Source organism: Actinoplanes sp. NPDC021490, assembly GCF_055562135.1.
In genome coordinates, this window is the sequence record NZ_JBVHFW010000001.1 from 37,183 (window position 1) to 57,135 (window position 19,953).

The window sequence follows — 19,953 nt, forward strand, 5'->3', positions numbered from 1 at the left end:
TACCGGTCCGGTTTTCCCGCCTTCCGGTGTTCTTGCCGGCGTCGACCGCAGTCGTTCGAACACGTGTACGATATGCCAGAGTGGACGATCTTCGGACCGTTCGATCAGCCGCCGTCGACGTTGGGGAACCGGGCTGTGTCACCACCTTCGCAGTCACTACCTTCGCTAGATCCAGTGCTCAGCGCGCTGATAGACATCTGCGGACCTGACTACGCGCGTGCCGCCCGGTCGATCGACACGGTCGGCGGGCGCCGGGCCGGTCATGTCGCGGTGCCGGCCACGGCGCGTTCGGTGGCCGACGTCCTGCGCCTGGTGGCCGAGCGGGGCCTGAGTGCCCTGCCGCGCGGCAGCGGTTCCAAGATCGATTGGGGCCGGCCCCGCCCCGGCGTCGACGTGGTGATCGACACCGGCCGGCTGAGCGGCATGTGGAACCACGACGTCGAGCGGGCCACGGCCGAGGTCGCGACCGGCACCCCCGTCCGAGCTCTGCAAGCGGCCCTGGCCCTGCAGGGTCAGCGGCTCCCGGTCGACCCGCCGTCACGCACGGCGACGGTCGGCGGCATGCTCGCGGTCAACGAGTCCGGCCCGCTGCGCTACCGGTTCGGCACCCCGGCCGAATACGTGCACAGCGTGGCCTACGTCGACCGGGCCGGCCGCGAAGCGGAGTCCGACGGGGAGGACGGCCGCCCCGGGCTGGCCGAGATCGACGGCGTGGTCACCGCGGCGACGCTGCGTCTCGAGCGTTTGCCGCAGGCCCGCCGGTGGGTCGGCGTCGCCGTGACCACCCCGCTGCAGCTCGGCAAGCTGGTCGGCGCGGCCGGTGACATCGAGCCGAGCGCGATCGAGGTCGACCTGCCGGCCGGCGGTCAGGGCGGCACTCTGGCGGTGCTGTTCGAGGGGGCCGAGGCCGAGGCCGTCGAGCGGGCCGAACGACTGGCCGCCGCCTGGGGCGCGGGCGCCGTGGCCACCCCGATCGCGCCGCCGTGGTGGGGCGTCTACCCGTTCCGGCGCGACGACGTGGCGCTGCGCCTCTCGGTCTCCGCGGCCGACCTGCCCGCGGCGCTCTATGCGGTGGGCGACGCCGTGGGCGGCCCGGTTCCGGTGCGTGGCTCGGCCGGGCTGGGCAGCGTGCACGCCGTCCTGCCGGGCGCGCTGCCGCCCGATCGTCTCACCGGCATCATCGAGAGCGTTCGGCACGTGCTGCTGGCCCGCAACGGGCGCGCGGCCATCGTCGCCGCCCCGCCCGAGGTGGCGCACGCGGTCGAGATGGCCGGCCGCCACGATTTCTTCTGACAGCCCAGCGTGTGGTCTGGGTGTCGGGGCTGCCGGTCCGTTCTACTCCGGTCCGTTCTGGTCCGGGGCGGTCAGTGCAGGACGGCGTGGCGGTGCTCGGCGGCGGCCGGGTGGCGGTCGGGGATGGGCTCGCTGCCGACGGCGTAGGTCAGGTAGGCGAAGCGGCCGATCTGGGCCGTGCCGGTCAGGGCCAGGTGGCGGGCCGTCAGGTGACGGGGCAGCAGCGGGGCGCCGCCGCCCAGCACGACCGGGGCGATACCCAGGATGATCTCGTCGAGCAGGCCCTGGTCGACGAACTGACCGACCAGGTCGCCGCCGCCGACCAGCCAGACGTTCTTGCCCTTGGCCGCGACCAGCATGGCCTCGTGGACGCGCTTCACGTCGCCGCTGACCATGAAGACGTTGGCGTCGGGCACGAGCGGCAGCTCACGGTTGGCGAAGACCCAGCAGGGCACGTCGCCGTACAGGTCGTGCCAGTTCTGCGGCTCGGCCAGCACGTTGTCGTTCTCCAGCACCCACTCGTAGGTGGTCGCGCCCATGGCGAACGCGCCGACACCCGCGAAGAAGCCGCCGAACGGGTTCTCGTTGCCCCCGTCGACGTCGAAGAGCCACTCCAGCGAGTTGTTCTCGTCGGCGATATAACCGTCGATGCTCGTCGCCGTGTAGTACTGAGTTTTCGCCATGACAAACACCATGCCACGAAATAAACGCTGAAAAGGGGCGAATCGGCGGGCTTGGGTGGGGTGACCGGAGGAGCAGGTGGCGTGTGGCCGGGACCCCGCCCGCGGGGTGCGGTCGGACGTTTGCGGAGGCCCAAGCGCGGGTGCGGTCGGACGTTTGCCGGGGACCGGGCGCGGGCGGGGTCGGACGTTTCCGGAGGTCTGGCTGCGGGTGGGGTCGGACGTTCGCGGGGGCCCGGCCGCGGCCGTTCGGCTCAGGCGTCGTTTCGCAGCACCAGGATGGCGATGTCGTCGCGTGGCTCCTCGACCGAGAAGTTGATCGTCGTGGAGCGCAGCCGGGCCGCCATCACCTCGGCCGGATAGCCCGCCAGCGGGCCCGCGGCGTCGCGCAGGCGGCCGGTGCCGAACAGCTCGCGGCCGCGGCGGCGCTCGGTCACGCCGTCGGTGTAGAAGATCAGCGAGTCGCCGGGTTGCAGCCGCACGTCCACGTCGGGTGACGTGATCGATTCGAGCAGGCCCAGGGCCGTGCCGCCCTCGCCCACGAACGACGTCTTGCCGTCCGCGTGGACCAGCACCGCCCGGTCGTGGCCGGCCAGGTGCAGACCGACCTCGAGCACGCCGTTGTTCGAGCGGGTCACCGAGGCCATCGCGAGCGTGCAGTAGCGCCCGCCGCCCCGCTGCACGAGCGTCTTGTTGACCCGGCAGAGGATCTCGACCATCGGCTTGCCGTCGTCGACGAGGATGCGGATCACGTCGCGGACCAGCCCGGTCACCGTCGCCGCCTGCACGCCCTTGCCGGAGACGTCCCCGACGACCACGATCCAGCTGTCCGGCCCCGAGGGAACCACGTCGTAGAAGTCGCCGCCCACCTCGGAACCGGTCGGCACGTATTCCGCGGCGAACCCGATCCCGTCGACCTTGGGCAGGGCCGGGGGGAGCAGAGAGGCCTGGAGCGTACGGGCGACCTTGTGCCTCTCGTCGTGGATGCGCGCGTTGTCGATGGCCAGGGCCGCGCGACGAGCGACGTCTTCCAGCACGTTCACCTCTTCGGCGTCGTGCCGGATGCGGTGGTGCCGGCCCACGGCCAGCGTGCCGAGCCGGGTGCCCCGGGCGACCAGCGGCACCGCGAACCCCTCGGTCGGCGCGCCCAGCATCACCTGGGTGCCGAGGCGCGACGCCTCCTCGAGCCGGGACAGGATCGAGTCGGGCCCGGTCTCGGCCAGCGTGTCGTGCAGCTGCGGGAGCGCGGCCTCGTCGGCGTGGGTCGCCGCGGCCAGCTGCAGCCGGCCCCACGCGTCGGTCGTGTGCACCGCGCACCACTGACCCAGCCGGGGCACCACGAGCTGCGGGATCAGCGCCATCGTGAGGTTGACGTCGAGCGACTGGGCGAGCAGCTCGCTGGCCTCGGCCAGGAACGTCAGCCAGGTCTGCCGGCGCAGGTCGGTGCGGCGCAGGCGGTCGTTCTCGAGATGCAGCGAGAACCGCTCGGCGACCAGCGTGGCCAGCGGCTGGGCGAAACCGACGGGGGAGGCGTCGAGTTCGAGCTCGCCGGAGCAGGGCCGCTGGACGGTCAGCGGCACCCGGATCGTGTCGGCGTCGTCGCGCGGGGCCCGGCCGTAGCGGGCCAGCATCTGCCGGCCGCCGCCGTCGCCGCGGTCGAGCCGGATCACGCCGCCGGCCGCGCCGGTCAGCCGGGCCAGCTGGGCCAGCAGGTCGGCGGCGAACTCGGCCACGCCTTCCTCGGAGTGGCGCTCGGGGCTGACCTGCAGCAGCATCGTGAGCGCGCCGACGCTGGGCGTGTTGTCCTCGACCGCGTTGCCCACGGCCGGCACCACGGTGGTGGAACCGACCTCCGGCCCGGCCTCGAGCCGGAACCAGACACCCTTGCCGGTGCCCTCGTGGACCGTGCCCCAGCGGCTCGCGAAGTGGTCGACCAGCAGCAGGCCCCGCCCGCGCTCGGCCACCTCGCCGATGTCGACGCTCTCGTTGCGCGGCCCCACGGCCAGCTGCTCGACCGGGCCGGGCGCGAAGTCGGTGACCGTGACCGTCAGCCCGGTGGTGTCGGCGCGAACCTCGATGTCGAGCTCGGTGTTGGCGTGAACCACCGCATTGGTGGAAAGCTCGGTGGTCAGCAGCAGCGCCTCGTTGAGGAGGGGATCCAGCCCCGCTTCCTCGAGGACCGAGCGCACCAGGGCGCGCGCAGCCGCCGGCGTCCGCCGGTCGTTGGGCAGCCGGACGCGCCGGACGTGCCCACCCGCCGGGGTGTCCGAGATCGCATCGGCCTCCACTGACACGCCTGCATCCTCTCCTGTAGGTGGGCCCGTGCACAAAGTCGTCTCTCGCATTGACCCGGTCGAGCGAGAGAGGATAGGGAGCCCACGCCGGATGGACAGCGAGTGAGGACAGCATGACCGCGGCCAAGGAAGCCAGCGTCGGCCTGCCCGACGACACCGCCGTGCTCGGTGAACTCGCCGAGGCTCTGCGGCGTGTTCGCCGTGGTGATCTCAAGGTCCGGCTGCCCCGCCGCAGCGGGACAGCCGGTGAGGTCGCCGATGCGTTCAACGAGGTGGTGTCGCTGCAGGAGCGGCAAAATCTCGACCTGCGGCGGATCAGCCGCATCGTCGGACGCGACGGCCGGCTCACCGAGCGACTAGACGACGAGGGCCTCGACGGGGCCTGGGCCGACAGCGTCCGGTCGGTGAACTCGCTGATCGACGACCTCGGCCGCCCGACCACCGAGATCTCCCGGGTCATCGTGGCCGTGGCCGAGGGCGACCTCTCGCAGCACATGGCGCTGGAGATGGACGGCCGCCCACTGCGGGGTGAGTTCCTGCGCATCGGCCGCACGGTGAACACGATGGTGGACCAGCTGTCGTCGTTCGCCGACGAGGTCACGCGCGTGGCCCGTGAGGTCGGCACCGAGGGTGAGCTGGGCGGACAGGCCGACGTGCGCGGCGTCGCCGGCACCTGGAAGGACCTGACCGACTCGGTCAACACGATGGCGTCGAACCTGACCCACCAGGTGCGATCAATCTCACAGGTCGCGACCGCGATGGCTCGCGGCGATCTGTCGCAAAAGATCACGGTCTCCGCCCGCGGCGAGGTGGCCGAGCTCTCCGACACCATGAACGGCCTGACCGACACCCTGCGGCTGTTCGCCGAGCAGGTGACCCGGGTCGCCCGCGAGGTCGGCACCGAGGGCAAGCTGGGCGGCCAGGCCGAGGTGCCCAACGTGGCCGGCACCTGGAAGGACCTCACCGACTCGGTGAACTCGATGGCCTCCAACCTGACGAGCCAGGTGCGCAACATCGCCCAGGTCTCGACGGCGGTGGCCAAGGGTGACCTGTCGCAGAAGATCACGGTGGCCGCGCAGGGCGAGATCCTCGAGCTCAAGGACACCGTCAACACGATGGTGGACCAGCTGTCGTCGTTCGCCGACGAGGTCACGCGCGTGGCCCGCGAGGTCGGCACCGAGGGCCGGCTGGGCGGTCAGGCCCAGGTGCGCGGGGTCTCCGGCACCTGGCGCGACCTGACCGAGAACGTGAACCAGCTCGCCGACAACCTCACCGACCAGGTGCGCAACATCGCCCAGGTCTCGACGGCGGTGGCCAAGGGCGACCTGTCGCAGAAGATCACGGTCGACGCCCGCGGCGAGATCGCCGAGCTCAAGAACACCGTGAACACGATGGTCGACCAGCTGTCGTCGTTCGCCGAGGAGGTGACGCGCGTGGCCCGCGAGGTCGGCTCCGAGGGCAAGCTCGGCGGCCAGGCGCAGGTCAAGGGCGTCTCGGGCACGTGGCGCGACCTGACCGACAACGTGAATTACATGGCGTCCAACCTGACGAGCCAGGTGCGCAACATCTCGTCGGTGACCACGGCCGTGGCCAAGGGTGACCTGTCGCAAAAGATCACGGTCGACGCCCGCGGCGAGATCCTGGAGCTGAAGTCGACCGTCAACACCATGGTCGACCAGCTGTCGTCGTTCGCCGACGAGGTGACGCGCGTGGCCCGCGAGGTCGGCACCGAGGGCAAGCTCGGCGGTCAGGCGCAGGTGCGCGGGGTGGCCGGCACGTGGCGCGACCTCACCGACAACGTCAACTCGATGGCCTCCAACCTCACCGGCCAGGTGCGCAACATCGCCCAGGTCTCGACCGCGGTGGCCAAGGGCGACCTGTCGCAAAAGATCACGGTCGACGCGCAGGGCGAGATCCTTGAGCTGAAGAACACCGTGAACACGATGGTCGACCAGCTGTCGTCGTTCGCCGACGAGGTCACGCGCGTGGCCCGCGAGGTCGGCTCGGAGGGCAAGCTCGGCGGTCAGGCGCAGGTGCGCGGGGTGGCCGGCACGTGGCGCGACCTGACCGACAACGTGAACTACATGGCGTCCAACCTGACCGCCCAGGTGCGCAACATCGCCTCGGTGACCACGGCGGTGGCCAAGGGCGACCTGTCGCAAAAGATCACGGTCGACGCCCGGGGCGAGATCCTCGAGCTCAAGGACACCGTCAACACGATGGTCGACCAGCTCTCCAGCTTTGCCACCGAGGTCACCCGGGTCGGCCGCGAGGTCGGCGTGGAGGGCAAGCTCGGCGGTCAGGCCCAGGTCAAGGGCGTCTCCGGCACGTGGCAGGACCTCACCGACAACGTGAACCAGCTCGCCTCGACGCTGACCATCCAGCTGCGCGCGATCGCCGAGGTGTCCACGGCCGTGACCCGCGGTGACCTGACCCAGAGCATCGCGGTCGAGGCTCAGGGCGAGGTGGCCGAGCTCAAGGACAACATCAACCAGATGATCGTCACGCTCCGCGAGACCACCAAGGCGAACGCCGAGCAGGGCTGGCTCGACTCCAACCTGGCCCGCATCGGCGGCCTGCTGCAGGGCCAGCGCGATCTCGGCGAGGTCTGCCGCATGATCATGACCGAGGTCACCCCGCTGGTCGACGCCCAGCTCGGCGCGTTCTTCCTGGTCGACAACGAGCAGGCGGTCATGCGGCTGCGCCTGGCCGCCTCGTACGGCTATGTCGCCCGCAACCACGAGGTGACCTTCGGGCCGGGCGAGGGGCTGGTCGGCCAGGCCGCGGTCTCGCGCCGCACGATCCGGGTCCGGGCCACCCACGACGGCATCCTGACCATGCGCTCGGGCCTCATGTCGATGCCGCCCAACGACCTGGTCGTGCTGCCGGTGCTGTTCGAGGGCGAGATGCTCGGCGTGATCGAGTTCGCGTCGGTGGCGGCGTTCTCGGGCCTGCACCTGACGTTCCTCGAGCGGCTCGTGTCCACGATCGGCGTCGCCCTCAACACCATCCAGGCCAACCGGCGTACGGAGGAACTGCTCTCCCAATCGCAGCGTCTGGCTCGCGAGATGCAGGACCAGTCGGCCGAGCTCCAGCGCACCAACGCCGAACTGGAGGACAAGGCCCAGCTGCTCAGCGAGCAGAAGGCCAACATCGAGACCAAGAACCGCGAGATCGAGCAGGCCCGCCGCGGTCTGGAGGAGAAGGCACAGCAGCTCAGCCGGGCCAGCGCGTACAAGTCGGAGTTCCTGGCCAACATGAGCCACGAGCTGCGGACGCCGCTGAACTCGCTGCTCCTGCTGGCCCGGCTGCTGGCCGACAACAACGACACCAACCTGACCGAGAAGCAGATCGAGTTCGCCCGTACGATCCACAGCGCCGGCTCGGACCTGCTGTCGCTGATCGACGACATCCTCGACCTGGCCAAGATCGAGGCCGGCCGCATGGACGTCGAGCCCGACCAGGTCGAGTTCGAGGGCGTCCGCAGCTACGTCGAGCAGGCGTTCGCGCCGCAGGCCAACGAGAAGAACCTCGAGTTCCGGGTCTGGCTGCAGCCGGGCCTGCCCGACTCGATCCTCACCGACCCGCAGCGCCTGCAGCAGATTCTGCGCAACCTGCTCTCCAACGCGGTCAAGTTCACCGACAGCGGCTCGGTCACGCTGAGCATCTTCGGCGCCCCGCCCGAGACCGACTTCGACGTTCCGGCGCTGGCCTCGGCCCGGCAGGTGATCGCCTTCGCGGTGACCGACACCGGCATCGGCATCAACGACGAGAAGCTGGCGATCATCTTCGAGCCGTTCCAGCAGGCCGACGGCACGACCACCCGCAAGTACGGCGGCACCGGCCTGGGCCTGTCGATCAGCCGCGACCTGGCCGCCCTGCTCGGCGGCACGATCGTGGTCTCGTCCCGGCCGGGCGAGGGCTCGACGTTCACGCTCTACATGCCGGACGCGCTCAGCGCCGAGGCCATCCCGCCGCTGAGCCTGCCCACGCTGCCGTCGGCCACGGTGGTGGTGCAACCCGCGCCGGCGCCGATCGACATCCCGCTGATGGAGATGCCGGTGCTGCACCAGCGGCCCGAGCTCGAGAGCCACGTGGTGAGCCCGGCCAGCCGGCAGCTCGACGGCGCCACCGTGCTGATCGTCGACGACGACGTCCGCAACGTGTTCGCCCTGACCAGCGCGCTCGAGATGCACGGGCTGAACGTCCTGTACTCCGACAACGGGGTCGACGGCGTACGGCTGCTGGCCGAGCACCCCGAGGTCGACATCGTGCTGATGGACGCGATGATGCCCGACCAGGACGGCTACGAGACCACCCGCGGAATCCGGCGCAATCAGCGCTTCCAGGATCTGCCGGTAGTCTTCCTCACGGCCAAGGCGATGCCCGGCGACCGGGAGTCGGCGCTCGCCGCCGGCGCCAGCGACTACATCACCAAGCCCGTGGACCTCGACGAGCTGATCGAGCTGATGGCCCGCTGGGTGAACGCCGACAAGACGACCGAGCGGGATCTGGGCTGACCGGTCCACGGAAAGGAACAAGGTGGCGGAGCGCGCGAAGGCCCTGCTGGTCGACGACCGCAAGGACAACCTGCTCGCCCTGGAGGCCATCCTCCAGGGCCTGCCGGTGACGGCGGTGGCGGTCGAAAGCGGGGAGGCGGCGCTCAAGCAGCTGCTCACCGACGACTTCGCGGTGATCCTGCTCGACGCCCAGATGCCCAACATGGACGGCTTCGAGACGGCCGGCCACATCAAGCGGCGCGAGCGCACCCGGCACGTGCCCATCCTGTTCCTCACCGCCGCCGACCGCGACGCCCAGCTCGCGCTGCGGGGTTACGCGGTCGGCGCGGTGGACTACCTGACCAAGCCGTTCGACCCCTGGGTGCTGCGGGCCAAGGTCTCGATCTTCGTCGAGCTGTGGACCAAGACGCAGCAGCTCAAGGCCCAGGCCGAGGCGACCCGCGAGCGCGAGACCCAGTGGCAGCGGCTCACCGACACGGTCGACGAGGCGGCCCGGGTGCTGCGTTCCGGCGGCGCCGACGCCGGCGCCGAGGCCCTGGCCCTGCTCGAAAAGGCCCGCTGGGGCAACTAGACGTTCGCGTACGGGCTGAGGACCTCCGACAACAACTGCCGGAGCACCGATTTCGGTCGCGCTCCCACGAGCGTCCTGATCACCGATCCGTTCTGGAAGATCAGCAGAGTGGGCAGCGAGAGGATCCGGTGCCCCCGGGCGGTCTCCGGGTTCTCGTCCGCGTTCAGCGTCGTGATCAGCAACCGCCCGGCGAACTCGGGCTGCAGCTCGGCCAGCGTGCGCGCCATCGGCCCGCAGGGTGGGCACCACTCGGCCCAGACGTCGACGGCGACCGGGACGGCCGAGTCGCGGACGGTCGCGGCCAGGGTGGCGTCGGTCAGGGCAGGCAGATCTGTGTTTGGCATAGCGGCGACTCCCGTTGTTCGACAGCGTGGTCCAACTGGGTGCGCAACTGTTGCCGGATCTCGGTGAGCTGCCCGATGTAGCCGTCCACTTCGGCCAGCTTGCGGCGCAGCACGAGCACCGAGTCGGGGCAGACGTGACCCGACTCGTTACCGGCTCGCAGGCACGCGACGAAGGGCCGGATGTCGTCGAGGCCGAAGCCCACCGCCAGCAGCGACCGGATCTCGTGCACCACGCGCAGCTCGGCGTCGTCGTACTGGCGGTATCCGTTCGCGTCCCGACCGGCCTGCACCAAGCCGTGCTGCTCGTAGTAGCGCAGCGTGCGTGTGCTGGTGCCGGCGCGCGATGCCAACTCCCCGATCAACATCCCTCAGCCCTCCGTCGTCACCCGACGCTAGGCCTTGACACCGGCGTCAACGCAAGGGCGAAACGGGCGTCAGGCCGTGCTGCTGATCATCAGCGCGCTGCGCAATCCGGTGATGTCGAGCACTCGCAGCAGGAAGTCGCCGACGTTGGCCAGGGACAGGACGGAACGGGCATGCTGGGCCTTGCGGCTCAGCACGACGAGGGTGCCGAGGCCCTGCGAATCGCAGAAGGTGACACCGGCCATGTCGAGCACGATGCGGGCCGGCGCATCGGTCAGGACCTCGTTGACCAGCGTCGACAGGTTCGTGACCGTGAGCACGTCGATTTCCCCGGCGAGGTGGAAGATGACCTCGTCGGGTGCGTGCTCAGCCGTGATCGACAGCTCGGGTCGTTCCACCCGGTCAGCCTATCGCCTGTGCGCATGTTCGGCCTGTTGGGCCCGACCGTATCGGGGCGATCCCGACATGACCGATTGCCGCATTCGGCGATCCTCGGGTGATGTGAGGAACCCTCTTGAGATTCTTGCCGGACCGCGCTGACACAATGGGAGCCGCTGTGACCACCTCATACCGTGCCGAGGGCCTTCCCTATCCGGAGGACGCCCCGGTCTCTCAGGCCCTGTTCGACCGCGCCCGGGCCATCGTGCCGGGCGGGGTCAATTCACCCGTGCGTGCGTTCCGAGCGGTCGGCGGCACGCCCCGATTCATGGCGCACGGCAAGGGTCCGTGGCTCACCGACGCCGACGGCCGCCGCTACGTTGACCTGGTCTGCTCGTGGGGCCCGCTCATCCACGGTCACGCGCATCCCCAGATCGTGGCCGCGATCCAGGCCGCCGCCTCGCTCGGCACCAGCTTCGGCACCCCCACGGCGGGCGAGGTCGACCTGGCCGAGGAGATCGTCCGGCGTACTGCGGTCGAGGAGGTCCGCCTGGTCAACTCGGGCACCGAGGCGACCATGACGGCGATCCGGCTGGCCCGCGGCTACACCGGTCGTTCCAAGATCGTGAAGTTCGCCGGCTGCTATCACGGCCACGTCGACGCGCTGCTCGCCGCGGCCGGCTCCGGGGTGGCCACGCTGGGCCTGCCCGACTCGCCCGGCGTCACCGGCGCGGCGGCGAGCGAGACCATCGTGCTGCCCTACAACGACGTCGCCGCGGTCGAGGAAGCCTTCCGGCAAGAGGGCGGCGAGATCGCCGCGATCATCACCGAGGCCGCGGCCGGCAACATGGGTGTCATCCCGCCGCGCGACGGCTTCAACCAGCGGCTCGCCGAGATCGCCCACGCGGCCGGCGCCCTGCTGATCGTCGACGAGGTGATGACCGGCTTCCGGGTCTCGGCGGGCGGCTGGGCCGGGCTCGACCCGGTCGACGCCGACCTGTTCACCTTTGGCAAGGTCATGGGCGGCGGACTGCCCGCGGCGGCGTTCGGCGGCCGTCGCGAGATCATGTCGCGGCTCGCCCCGGCCGGCCCGGTCTATCAGGCCGGCACCCTCTCGGGAAACCCGCTGGCCTGCGCGGCCGGGATCGCGTCGCTCCGGCTGGCCGACGACGCGACCTACAAGCGGCTCGACGAGCTCTCGGCCACCGTGGGCGCGCTCGCCTCCGACGCGCTGACCACCGAGGGCGTCGCGCACCGGCTCTCGTTCGCGGGCAACATGTTCTCGATCTTCTTTACGGAGTCCGAGGTCGTCGACTACGAGTCGGCCAAGACGCAGGACGCGGGCGCGTTCAAGGCGTTCTTCCACGCGATGCTGGCCCGCGGCGTCTATCTGCCGCCGAGCGCCTTCGAGTCGTGGTTCGTCTCGACCGCGATCGACGAGGAGGCGCTCGAAGTGATCGCCGCCGCGCTGCCTTACGCGGCTCGGGCGGCAGCGGGGGAGAAGGCGGCATCATGAGCGAACCGACCAGGACCACTGTGCATGTGCTTCGGCACGGCGAGGTCTTCAACCCCGGCAAGATCCTGTACGGCCGGTTGCCCGACTTCCACCTGTCGGAGCTCGGCGTGCAGATGGCCAAGGCGGCCGCCGAGGCGCTGGCCCCCCGCGACATCACGCACGTCGTGGCCAGCCCGCTCGAGCGCGCACAAGAGACGGCCGTGCCGATCGCCGCGGAGTTCGAACTCGACATTGCGACCGATACCCGCCTGATCGAGAGCGCCAACTACTTCGAGGGCAAGAAGGTGTCGGTCGGCGACGGCGCGCTCACCAACCCCCGGCACTGGTGGGTGCTGCGCGACCCGGTCACCCCGTCCTGGGGCGAGGCCTATCTGGTCATCGCGCAGCGCATGTTCGCCGCGGTGCAGGCGGCCCGGGTCGCCGCCGAGGGTCACGAAGCGGTCTGCGTCTCGCATCAACTGCCGATCTGGACGCTGAGGCGCTATATAGAGAAGAAGCGTCTCTGGCACGACCCACGCCGCCGCCAGTGCGGCCTGGCCAGCCTCACCTCGTTCCGCTTCGAGGGTTCCAAGGTCGTCGGGATCGATTACTCCGAGCCCGCCGCCCACCTCGTGGCCCTCTCCGCGACCGCCAAGACCGCCAAGGGAGCTTGACCATGCGCCGCCTCGCCGCCGTCCTGGCCACCGCCGCTGTCACGGCCGGTGTCCTCGCCGGATGCGGGGAGGAGACGTGGGCCGACAAGTGCCAGGCCGTGAGCGGGGTGGTCGAGTGCGCGCCCGATCAGCGCACGCCGGTCAAGCCGGTCAGCGGCGAACTGCTCGACGGCGGCACGTACGACCTGAGCCAGGACAAGGGCAAGGTCGTGGTGGTCAACTTCTGGGGGTCGTGGTGCGCGCCCTGCCGGGCCGAGGCCGACGACCTGGAGGACACGTTCCAGGCCACCAAGGACAAGGGCGTCACGTTCATCGGGGTCAACTCCCGTGACGACAAGGACGCCGCCCGCGAGTTCGAGCGGGGCCGGGTGACCTATCCGAGCATCTACGACTTCGAGGGCAAGGTCGGTCTTCAGTTCGACGGGACCAGCACCGCGATGCCGTCCACGCTGATCATCGACCGTCAGGGCCGGATCGCCGTCGCGCTGCGCCAGGCCACCACGATCACGCAGCTTCGGCCGCTGGTGGAAAGGGTGGCCGCGGAGGGGAACGGCTGATGGGCGAGAGCTTCGCCGGGATCGCCGGCACCGGCCCGCTGCTGCTGGCGATCGGCGTGGCCGCGCTGGCCGGCCTGGTCAGCATCCTGTCCCCGTGCGTCCTGCCACTGCTGCCGGGCTACCTGTCCTACGTGACCGGGCTGGCCGGTTCCGATCTGGACGCCGGGGACCGGCCCGAGGCTTCGTCGGCGGGGACGGTTCAGACCCTCACCCGGCCGCGCGTGGCCGGGCGGGGGCGCGTGCTGGCCGGCACCAGCCTCTTCGTGCTCGGCTTCACCGTCGTCTTCACCCTGCTCACGACGGCCGTGGCCAACCTGACCTTCCTCGTACGCCACCAGGACGTGCTCAACATCGTCCTCGGCGCCCTGATCATCGTGCTGGGCGTTGCGTACCTGGGCTGGATCCCCGGCCTGCAGCGCGAGGCCCGCATCACCCGGCTCCCGGCCGCGGGCCTGCTGGGCGCGCCGGTCTTCGGGGCGATCTTCGCGTTCTCGTGGATCCCGTGCGTCGGACCGACCCTGGGCGCGGTGATGCTGCTCGCCTCCACGACCGGGCAGACCGACCGCGCGGTGATCCTCGCGGTGGCGTACAGCCTGGGTCTGGGTGTTCCGTTCGTGCTCTTCGGCCTGTTCTTCCGCAAGCTGCTCGGGGTGTTCCGCGCGGTCCGCCGCAACAGCCGGTGGGTCACGCGGGTCGGCGGGGTGCTGCTCATCCTGGTCGGGCTGGCCCTGGTCACCGGCGGATGGGACCACTTCATGGTGTGGCTCAAGATCACCTTCGACTTCGGCGGAGGCACGGTGCTGTGACCGTCATCGAGGAACGTCAGGCGCCCGCGTCGGCGCCGCCGCCCCGCCGCCCCAACCGGCTCTGGGCGCTGCTGCGCAACTCGTGGCGGCAACTGACCAGCATGCGTACGGCCCTGGTGCTGCTCTTCCTGCTGGCCGTCGCGGCCATCCCGGGCTCGGTCTTCCCGCAGCGTGCGGTCAACGCCGAGCGCGTCTCGCAGTATTACCAGGCGCACCCCGATCTGGCCCCCTGGCTGGAACGGCTCGGCGGCTTCTCGGTCTACGCCTCGCCCTGGTTCGCCTCGATCTATCTGCTGCTCTTCACCTCGCTGATCGGCTGCGTCCTTCCCCGGATGGCCGACCACGTGCGCGCGCTGCGCCAGGCCCCGCCGGACGCGCCCAAGCGGCTCGACCGGCTGCCCCAGCACGCCGCCCAGTGGTCGCGGCCCGGCGCGCCGGCCGAGGTCGCCCGGAGCGTCGCCGCGGTCCTGCGCCGCCGCCGGTTCCGCACCCGGCTGCGGGAGAGCGAGGACGGCAGCTGGACGGTCTCGGCCGAGAAGGGCTACCTCAAAGAGAGCGGCAACCTGCTGTTCCACACCGCCCTGCTGGCCGTGCTGATCGGTGTCGGGTTCGGCCACTGGTACGGCTGGCACGCCAACCGGATCCTGATCGGCGGCAACGAGCTGGGCTTCTGCAACACGCTCACCCAGTACGACGACTCCACGCTCGGGCCCCGCGTCCAGCCGTCCGACCTGCCCAACTTCTGCCTGCGGCTGAGCGACTTCGACGCGACGTTCCAGAGCACCGGCCAGCCCAAGACCTTCTCGGCCACCGTGCAGGTCAGCCAGGACAACAGCCCGTACGAGACCCGCAAGTTCACGGTCAACGACCCGCTGCGGCTCGACGGCGCCAACATCTATCTGCTCGGCCACGGCTACGCGCCGGTCCTGAAATACACCGACCGCTACGGCGTCTCGCAGACCAAGGTCGTGCCGTTCCTGCCGATGGACGCCATGCAGACCAGCGAGGGCGTCGCGCAGTTCCCCGACGTCAACATCGACCCCAAGACCGACAAACGGGACCCGTCGCTGCAGATGGGCTTCGAGGGCCTCTACCTGCCCACGGCGCCCACCGATGGCAGCGCGACCTCGGCGTTCCCGGCCGAGCGGAACCCGATGCTCTACCTCAGCGCGTACCGGGGCGACCTGGGCCTCGACGTCGGCACGCCGGGCTCGGTGTATTCGCTCGACCAGGATCAGATCCACAGCGGTGATCTCAAGAAGGTCAGCGACGCCCGGCCGTACGCGCTCAAGCTGGGCGACACGTGGACGCTCGACGACGGCACCAAGCTCCAGTTCGTCGGCACCCGCCCGTTCGCCACGCTGTCCATCCGGCACGACCCCACGCAGACCCTGGCGCTGGCGGGCGCGGTGGCCGGGCTGCTCGGCCTGATGCTCTCGCTGGGCGGTCACCGGCGGCGGGTGTGGTTCAAAGTCCACGAGAATGCCGACCTGACAGGTTCGCCGGGAGCGTCCGGCGGTACGTTATTGACGGCCGGTGGCCTGCCGCGCACCGACTATCCCGGTTTCGAAGACGAGTTCAAGTCTCTGGTGAAGGCCGCCGAGGAAGGAACAACCTGATGGCGGAGTTGTCGAATCAGCTGATGGCGGCGGCCGTCCTGCTCTACCTGGCCGCCATGGTCGCCTACGCGGGGGAGTACGCGTTCGGCAAGCGCAGCCGCATCGGCCGCGCCGCCGTTCGCCCGGCCAAACAGCTGGTGGGTGCGGGCGCCCCGGCCGACGACGACGCCGTCGCTCCGCCGGTCGTCGACGAGCCGGCCAAGCCCGTCCGGCGCGACCGCGGCGAGCTGATCGGCAAGATCGCCGTCGGGCTCAACGTCGTCGCCGTGCTGCTGCACCTCGGCGGTCTGGTCACCCGCGGTGTCGCGGCCGACCGGATGCCGTGGGGCAACATGTACGAGTACATCCTGGCCACCACGTTCATCGCCTCGGCGGTGTGGATCGGCATCGTGCTGGCCCGCCCGGCCGTGCGTCACCTCGGCCTGTTCGCCTCACTGGCGCTGGTCGTCATGCTCGGCGCGGCCAGCATGATCGCCTACACGCCGGTCGGTCCGCTGGTGCCGGCCCTGCACTCGTACTGGTTCATCATCCACGTGTCGACGATCATCATCGGCTCGGGCATCTTCCTGATCGGCGCGGTGCCGGCCGCGATGTACCTCATCCGCAACGGCTACGACGAGGGCAAGCGCAGCTTCCCCTACACGCTGGGCAAGCACGTGCCCGCGGCGGTGGCGCTCGAGCGGCTGACGTTCCGGCTGCACGCGTTCGCCTTCCCGCTGTTCACCTTTGGCGCGCTGATCGCGGGCCCGATCTGGGCCGAGGCGTCCTGGGGCCGCTACTGGGGCTGGGACCCCAAGGAGGTCTGGGCGTTCATCTCCTGGATCGTCTACGCCGGCTACCTGCACGCCCGGGCCACGCCCAGCGTCAAGCGCACGGTGGCGACCTGGATCGCGCTGCTCGGCTTCGTGACCATGCTGATGAACCTGTTCGGCGTCAACCTGTTCTTCGAGGGCCTGCACTCGTACGCGAACGCGGGCTGACCTACCGGCCGCAGTCCCCGGCCGTCCAGGTGTCGTAACGCGTCAGCCAGTCGAGGCAGAAGCCGCCGCTGAGCTCGCGGCGGGCCGGGTCCGAGCCGGTCAGCGTGGGCACGTCGTCGCGCCAGAGCCGGGTCTCCCCGCCGCCGCCGGGCTTGAGCCGCACGTTGTCGACCGTCACCGGCGGCACGTCGATCCGCCCCTGCCGTCCGGCGTCGACGTGCACCTCGACGTACTGCTCGATCGTGGCGGTGGGGCCCAGCGGGAGCCGCTGGGCGGTGAGCAGGTTCCACCGGTTGCCCCACCACAGCCACGCGCTCCACACGCCGTCGGAGTCGGCGTGCAGGTCCAGCCACACCTTCTCGCCCGGCCGCAGCGTGTACTGGTCGTAGAACTGCCAGGTCTTGGTGTTGGTGTTGAACGTGTAGACCTTCTGGCGGCCCGGGTCGGCCCAGCCGGTCTCGGCCCAGCCCGCTTCGAGCCACGCGATGTTGCCCCGGCCCATGTCGCGCTTGACCATGAAGCGGCCCGCGACGAAGTCGTACGTGCGGGGCCGGATCGTGGTGTCGACGACCGTCATCCGGCCGGAGACGCCGGCCCACTCGCCACCGGTATTGGCGCCCAGGTGGTGATAGCCGCTCGGCGTGAACCCGGCCTCGCCGCGACGGGGGATCCGCACGCCCGACTCGAGGATGTGACCTCTGGCACGGCAGGCCCCGGCACTGGCCGGACCGGCTGGTCGGTTCGGTGGCCCGGTGGACTTGCCGGCGGGCGGGCAGGCGGGCAGCGAGCGTGCCCTGGACACCGTCTCGTTGAGCTGCGGACCGGCGGATATGGCAGGAGTCGCGGCCGCCGGGACCGCGGCCAGGCCGGCCATCACACACCAGAGCGCCGCGTTCCGGATCTTCACCTGCACCTCGCCCGAGCCTTGGTAACAATCGACCACTCAACGCGAATCGGACATCATGAGTGACGGTGATCGCCCGGACGCGGAACTGCCGGACCGGTGCGCGAGACTGGGAGTCATGGCGCCTCGTGGGTTTCCCTATGAAGATCTGCAGAGCTTCCTCGACGCCCTCGAGGCGGCCGGTGAGCTGCGCCGGGTGACCGTCCCGGTCGACCCGACGCTGGAGGTCAGCGAGGTGGTGACCCGCACGGTGCGCGAGGGCGGCCCGGCTCTGCTGTTCGAGCGGCCCACCCGCGGCTCGATGCCGCTGGCCATCAATCTCTTCGGCACCGAGAAACGGATGGCGATGGCCCTGGGGGTCGAAAATCTTGACGAGGTGGGCGACCGCATCGGAGGGATGATCAAGCCGGAGCTTCCGGTCGGCTGGTCCGGCATCCGCGAGGGCATCGGCAAGGTGCTCCAGCTCAAGTCGTTGCCGCCGCGCAAGGTCAAGACGGCGCCCTGCCAAGAGGTGGTGCTCAAGGGCGACGAGGTCGATCTCGGGTTGCTGCCCGGCCTGCAGATCTGGCCGGGCGACGGCGGCATCTTCCACAACTTCGGGCTCACGCACACCAAGCACCCCGAAACCGGCAAGCGCAACCTGGGTCTCTACCGCCTGCAGCAGCACTCCAAGAACACGCTGGGCATGCACTGGCAGATCCACAAGGACTCGACGGCCCACCACGCGGTGGCCGAGCGGCTGGGCCAGCGTCTGCCTGTGGCCATCGCGATCGGCTGCGACCCGGTGGTCAGCTATTCCGCGAGCGCCCCGCTTCCCTCCGACATCGACGAATACCTGTTCGCGGGCTTCCTGCGCGGCGAGCGGGTCGAGATGGTCGACTGCGTGACCGTCCCGCTGCAGGTGCCGGCCGAGGCCCAGATCATCCTCGAGGGCTATCTCGAGCCCGGCGAGCGGCTGCCCGAGGGCCCGTTCGGCGACCACACCGGCTTCTACACGCCGGTCGAGCCGTTCCCGGTGCTGCACATCGAGTGCATGACCATGCGGAAGAAGCCGATCTACCACTCGATCATCACGTCCAAGCCGCCGCAGGAGGACCACGGCCTCGGCAAGGCCACCGAGCGCATCTTCCGGCCGCTGCTCAAGATGCTGATCCCCGACATCGTCGACTACGACCTGCCGTCGGCCGGCGTCTTCCACAACTGCGCGATCGTCTCGATCCGCAAGCGCTACCCCAAGCACGCCCAAAAGATCATGAACGCGATCTGGGGCGCCCACTCGATGTCGTTCACCAAGCTGATCGTCATCGTCGACGAGGACTGCAACGTCCACGACTACAACGAGGTCGCCTTCCGCGCGTTCGGCAACGTCGACTACAGCCGCGACCTGCTGCTCACCGAGGGCCCGGTCGACCACCTCGACCACGCGTCCTACCAGCAGTTCTGGGGCGGCAAGGCGGGCATCGACGCCACCCGTAAGCTGCCGTCGGAGGGCTACTCACGAGGCTGGCCCGAGGAGATGGCGATGTCGCCCGAGGTGATCAGCCTGGTCGACAAGCGCTGGAAGGAGTACGGCATATGACGGCGGTCGCGGAGGTTCCCGAGAAACCCGGCAAGGTCAAGGCGTTCCTGCGCCTGGTCGCGATCGAGCACTCGGTGTTCGCGCTGCCCTTCGCCTACCTGTCGGCGTTCGTCGCGCTCGACCGCCTCGGCACCGGCGTCCACTGGCTCGACCTGCTGCTCGTGACCGTGGCCATGGTCTCCGGGCGCACCTTCGCGATGGCGGCCAACCGCATCCTCGACCGCAAGATCGACGCCCTCAATCCCCGTACGCGCAACCGCGAGCTCGTCACCGGCGCGGTCTCGCTGCGCACGGCCTGGACCGGCGCCGCGATCTCCCTGGTCGTGCTGTTCGTGGCGGCGGGCCTGCTCAACCCGCTCTGCCTGCTGCTGTCGCCGCTCGCCGTGATCCCGCTGGTCGTCTATCCGTACGCCAAGCGGTTCACCAACTTCCCGCACTACGTGCTCGCGCTGGCCCAGGCTGTGGCCCCGGTCGGCGCCTGGCTGGCCATGACCGGCACGTTCGACGGCTCGGGCCCGGCCTGGCTGCTCGGCGTCGCGGTCGGCCTTTGGATCGGCGGCTTCGACATCATCTACGCCTGCCAGGACGTCGAGGTCGACCGCAAGATCGGCGTGCACTCGACCCCGGCCCGTTTCGGCGTCCGCACGGCCCTGCACATCTCCACCGTCACCCACGTGGTGACGTTCGCGCTCTTCGTGTGGTTCGGCCAGCTGGTCGGCCTGGGCTGGCTGTGGTGGATCGGCCTGGCCCTGACCGCCGTGGCGTTCGTCTACCAGCACATCGTGGTCACGCCGTCCGACCTGTCGAAGGTCAACCGCGCGTTCTTCACCGCCAACGGCTTCGTCGGCATCGCCCTGTTCCTCTTCGCCCTCCTCGATCTGCTCCTTCTGTAACGG

At 70.1% G+C, this 19,953-nt stretch carries 17 protein-coding genes; 11 read left to right on the forward strand and 6 right to left on the reverse strand.

Features of this window, described 5'->3' with window-relative positions:
* The first annotated feature begins 174 nt into the window (after positions 1–174).
* Positions 175–1,293: an FAD-binding oxidoreductase gene (locus ACZ3I4_RS00180; RefSeq protein WP_465379634.1), complete on the forward strand. Its 1,119-nt coding sequence runs from the start codon at positions 175–177 to the stop codon at positions 1,291–1,293.
* A 71-nt stretch (positions 1,294–1,364) separates the two neighbouring features.
* Here ACZ3I4_RS00180 and ACZ3I4_RS00185 read toward each other — a convergent pair whose 3' ends face one another.
* Both ACZ3I4_RS00185 and ACZ3I4_RS00190 read right to left on the reverse strand, forming a co-directional pair.
* A complete protein-coding gene (locus ACZ3I4_RS00185; protein WP_465379635.1) occupies positions 1,365–1,976 on the reverse strand; it encodes a dihydrofolate reductase family protein in 612 nt (203 codons plus the stop codon).
* Between the two features lie 251 nt (positions 1,977–2,227).
* Complete coding sequence (locus ACZ3I4_RS00190) at positions 2,228–4,267, reverse strand: SpoIIE family protein phosphatase (RefSeq protein WP_465379636.1); 2,040 nt, start codon at positions 4,265–4,267, stop codon at positions 2,228–2,230.
* A 113-nt stretch (positions 4,268–4,380) separates the two neighbouring features.
* Here ACZ3I4_RS00190 and ACZ3I4_RS00195 point away from each other — a divergent pair, with 113 nt between their 5' ends.
* Positions 4,381–8,787, forward strand: coding sequence for a HAMP domain-containing protein (locus ACZ3I4_RS00195; RefSeq protein ID WP_465379637.1), 4,407 nt, complete (start codon positions 4,381–4,383; stop codon positions 8,785–8,787).
* Positions 8,788–8,809: 22 nt separating this feature from the next.
* A complete protein-coding gene (locus tag ACZ3I4_RS00200; protein WP_465379638.1) occupies positions 8,810–9,358 on the forward strand; it encodes a response regulator in 549 nt (182 codons plus the stop codon).
* Here ACZ3I4_RS00200 and ACZ3I4_RS00205 read toward each other — a convergent pair.
* The 3 genes from ACZ3I4_RS00205 to ACZ3I4_RS00215 form a co-directional block, all read right to left on the reverse strand.
* Entirely contained in the window at positions 9,355–9,702 is a 348-nt protein-coding gene (locus ACZ3I4_RS00205) for a thioredoxin family protein (RefSeq protein ID WP_465379639.1), read from the reverse strand. The genes ACZ3I4_RS00200 and ACZ3I4_RS00205 overlap by 4 nt on opposite strands.
* The gene (locus ACZ3I4_RS00210; protein ID WP_465379640.1) at positions 9,675–10,067 is read right to left on the reverse strand and encodes a MerR family transcriptional regulator; all 393 of its coding nucleotides are present in this window, start codon (positions 10,065–10,067) and stop codon (positions 9,675–9,677) included. Before ACZ3I4_RS00210 ends, ACZ3I4_RS00205 begins: the two co-directional genes overlap by 28 nt.
* A gap of 69 nt (positions 10,068–10,136) precedes the next feature.
* Positions 10,137–10,463, reverse strand: coding sequence for an STAS domain-containing protein (locus ACZ3I4_RS00215; protein WP_465379641.1), 327 nt, complete (start codon positions 10,461–10,463; stop codon positions 10,137–10,139).
* 146 nt (positions 10,464–10,609) lie between these two features.
* Here ACZ3I4_RS00215 and hemL point away from each other — a divergent pair, with 146 nt between their 5' ends.
* Genes hemL through ccsB form a run of 6 tightly spaced genes read left to right on the forward strand, consistent with a single transcriptional unit; the run spans position 10,610 to position 16,574 of the window.
* Positions 10,610–11,959: a glutamate-1-semialdehyde 2,1-aminomutase gene (hemL, locus tag ACZ3I4_RS00220; RefSeq protein WP_465379642.1), complete on the forward strand. Its 1,350-nt coding sequence runs from the start codon at positions 10,610–10,612 to the stop codon at positions 11,957–11,959.
* The gene (locus tag ACZ3I4_RS00225; RefSeq protein WP_465379643.1) at positions 11,956–12,612 is read left to right on the forward strand and encodes a histidine phosphatase family protein; all 657 of its coding nucleotides are present in this window, start codon (positions 11,956–11,958) and stop codon (positions 12,610–12,612) included. The genes hemL and ACZ3I4_RS00225 overlap by 4 nt, the downstream gene beginning before the upstream one ends.
* Positions 12,609–13,169, forward strand: a complete 561-nt coding sequence (locus tag ACZ3I4_RS00230) for a TlpA disulfide reductase family protein (protein WP_465379644.1) — start codon at positions 12,609–12,611, stop codon at positions 13,167–13,169. The genes ACZ3I4_RS00225 and ACZ3I4_RS00230 overlap by 4 nt, the downstream gene beginning before the upstream one ends.
* Positions 13,169–13,975, forward strand: coding sequence for a cytochrome c biogenesis CcdA family protein (locus tag ACZ3I4_RS00235; RefSeq protein WP_465379645.1), 807 nt, complete (start codon positions 13,169–13,171; stop codon positions 13,973–13,975). The genes ACZ3I4_RS00230 and ACZ3I4_RS00235 overlap by 1 nt, the downstream gene beginning before the upstream one ends.
* Positions 13,972–15,594 carry a cytochrome c biogenesis protein ResB gene (locus ACZ3I4_RS00240; protein WP_465379646.1) on the forward strand — a complete coding sequence of 541 codons (1,623 nt, stop codon included), beginning with the start codon at positions 13,972–13,974 and terminating at the stop codon, positions 15,592–15,594. The genes ACZ3I4_RS00235 and ACZ3I4_RS00240 overlap by 4 nt, the downstream gene beginning before the upstream one ends.
* Positions 15,594–16,574: a c-type cytochrome biogenesis protein CcsB gene (gene ccsB, locus ACZ3I4_RS00245; protein WP_465379647.1), complete on the forward strand. Its 981-nt coding sequence runs from the start codon at positions 15,594–15,596 to the stop codon at positions 16,572–16,574. The genes ACZ3I4_RS00240 and ccsB overlap by 1 nt, the downstream gene beginning before the upstream one ends.
* A 1-nt stretch (position 16,575) precedes the next feature.
* Here the strand turns inward: ccsB and ACZ3I4_RS00250 are convergent, their stop codons facing one another.
* Positions 16,576–17,481, reverse strand: a complete 906-nt coding sequence (locus ACZ3I4_RS00250; protein WP_465379648.1) for a hypothetical protein — start codon at positions 17,479–17,481, stop codon at positions 16,576–16,578.
* Between the two features lie 115 nt (positions 17,482–17,596).
* Between ACZ3I4_RS00250 and ACZ3I4_RS00255 the strand changes: the two genes are divergently transcribed.
* Complete coding sequence (locus ACZ3I4_RS00255) at positions 17,597–19,057, forward strand: menaquinone biosynthesis decarboxylase (protein WP_465379649.1); 1,461 nt, start codon at positions 17,597–17,599, stop codon at positions 19,055–19,057.
* A complete protein-coding gene (gene mqnP, locus ACZ3I4_RS00260; RefSeq protein ID WP_465379650.1) occupies positions 19,054–19,950 on the forward strand; it encodes a menaquinone biosynthesis prenyltransferase MqnP in 897 nt (298 codons plus the stop codon). Before ACZ3I4_RS00255 ends, mqnP begins: the two co-directional genes overlap by 4 nt.
* The last annotated feature ends 3 nt before the right edge of the window (positions 19,951–19,953 follow it).

Bases quoted from the DNA above. Each gene is read 5' to 3' on its own strand.
- ACZ3I4_RS00185 (WP_465379635.1), bottom strand. From the start codon at position 1,976: ATGGCGAAAACTCAGTACTACACGGCGACGAGCATCGACGGTTATATC.
- ACZ3I4_RS00195 (WP_465379637.1), top strand. From the start codon at position 4,381: ATGACCGCGGCCAAGGAAGCCAGCGTCGGCCTGCCCGACGACACCGCC.
- ACZ3I4_RS00205 (WP_465379639.1), bottom strand. From the start codon at position 9,702: ATGCCAAACACAGATCTGCCTGCCCTGACCGACGCCACCCTGGCCGCG.
- ACZ3I4_RS00210 (WP_465379640.1), bottom strand. From the start codon at position 10,067: ATGTTGATCGGGGAGTTGGCATCGCGCGCCGGCACCAGCACACGCACG.
- hemL (WP_465379642.1), top strand. From the start codon at position 10,610: ATGGGAGCCGCTGTGACCACCTCATACCGTGCCGAGGGCCTTCCCTAT.
- ACZ3I4_RS00225 (WP_465379643.1), top strand. From the start codon at position 11,956: ATGAGCGAACCGACCAGGACCACTGTGCATGTGCTTCGGCACGGCGAG.
- ACZ3I4_RS00235 (WP_465379645.1), top strand. From the start codon at position 13,169: ATGGGCGAGAGCTTCGCCGGGATCGCCGGCACCGGCCCGCTGCTGCTG.
- ccsB (WP_465379647.1), top strand. From the start codon at position 15,594: ATGGCGGAGTTGTCGAATCAGCTGATGGCGGCGGCCGTCCTGCTCTAC.
- ACZ3I4_RS00255 (WP_465379649.1), top strand. From the start codon at position 17,597: ATGGCGCCTCGTGGGTTTCCCTATGAAGATCTGCAGAGCTTCCTCGAC.
- mqnP (WP_465379650.1), top strand. From the start codon at position 19,054: ATGACGGCGGTCGCGGAGGTTCCCGAGAAACCCGGCAAGGTCAAGGCG.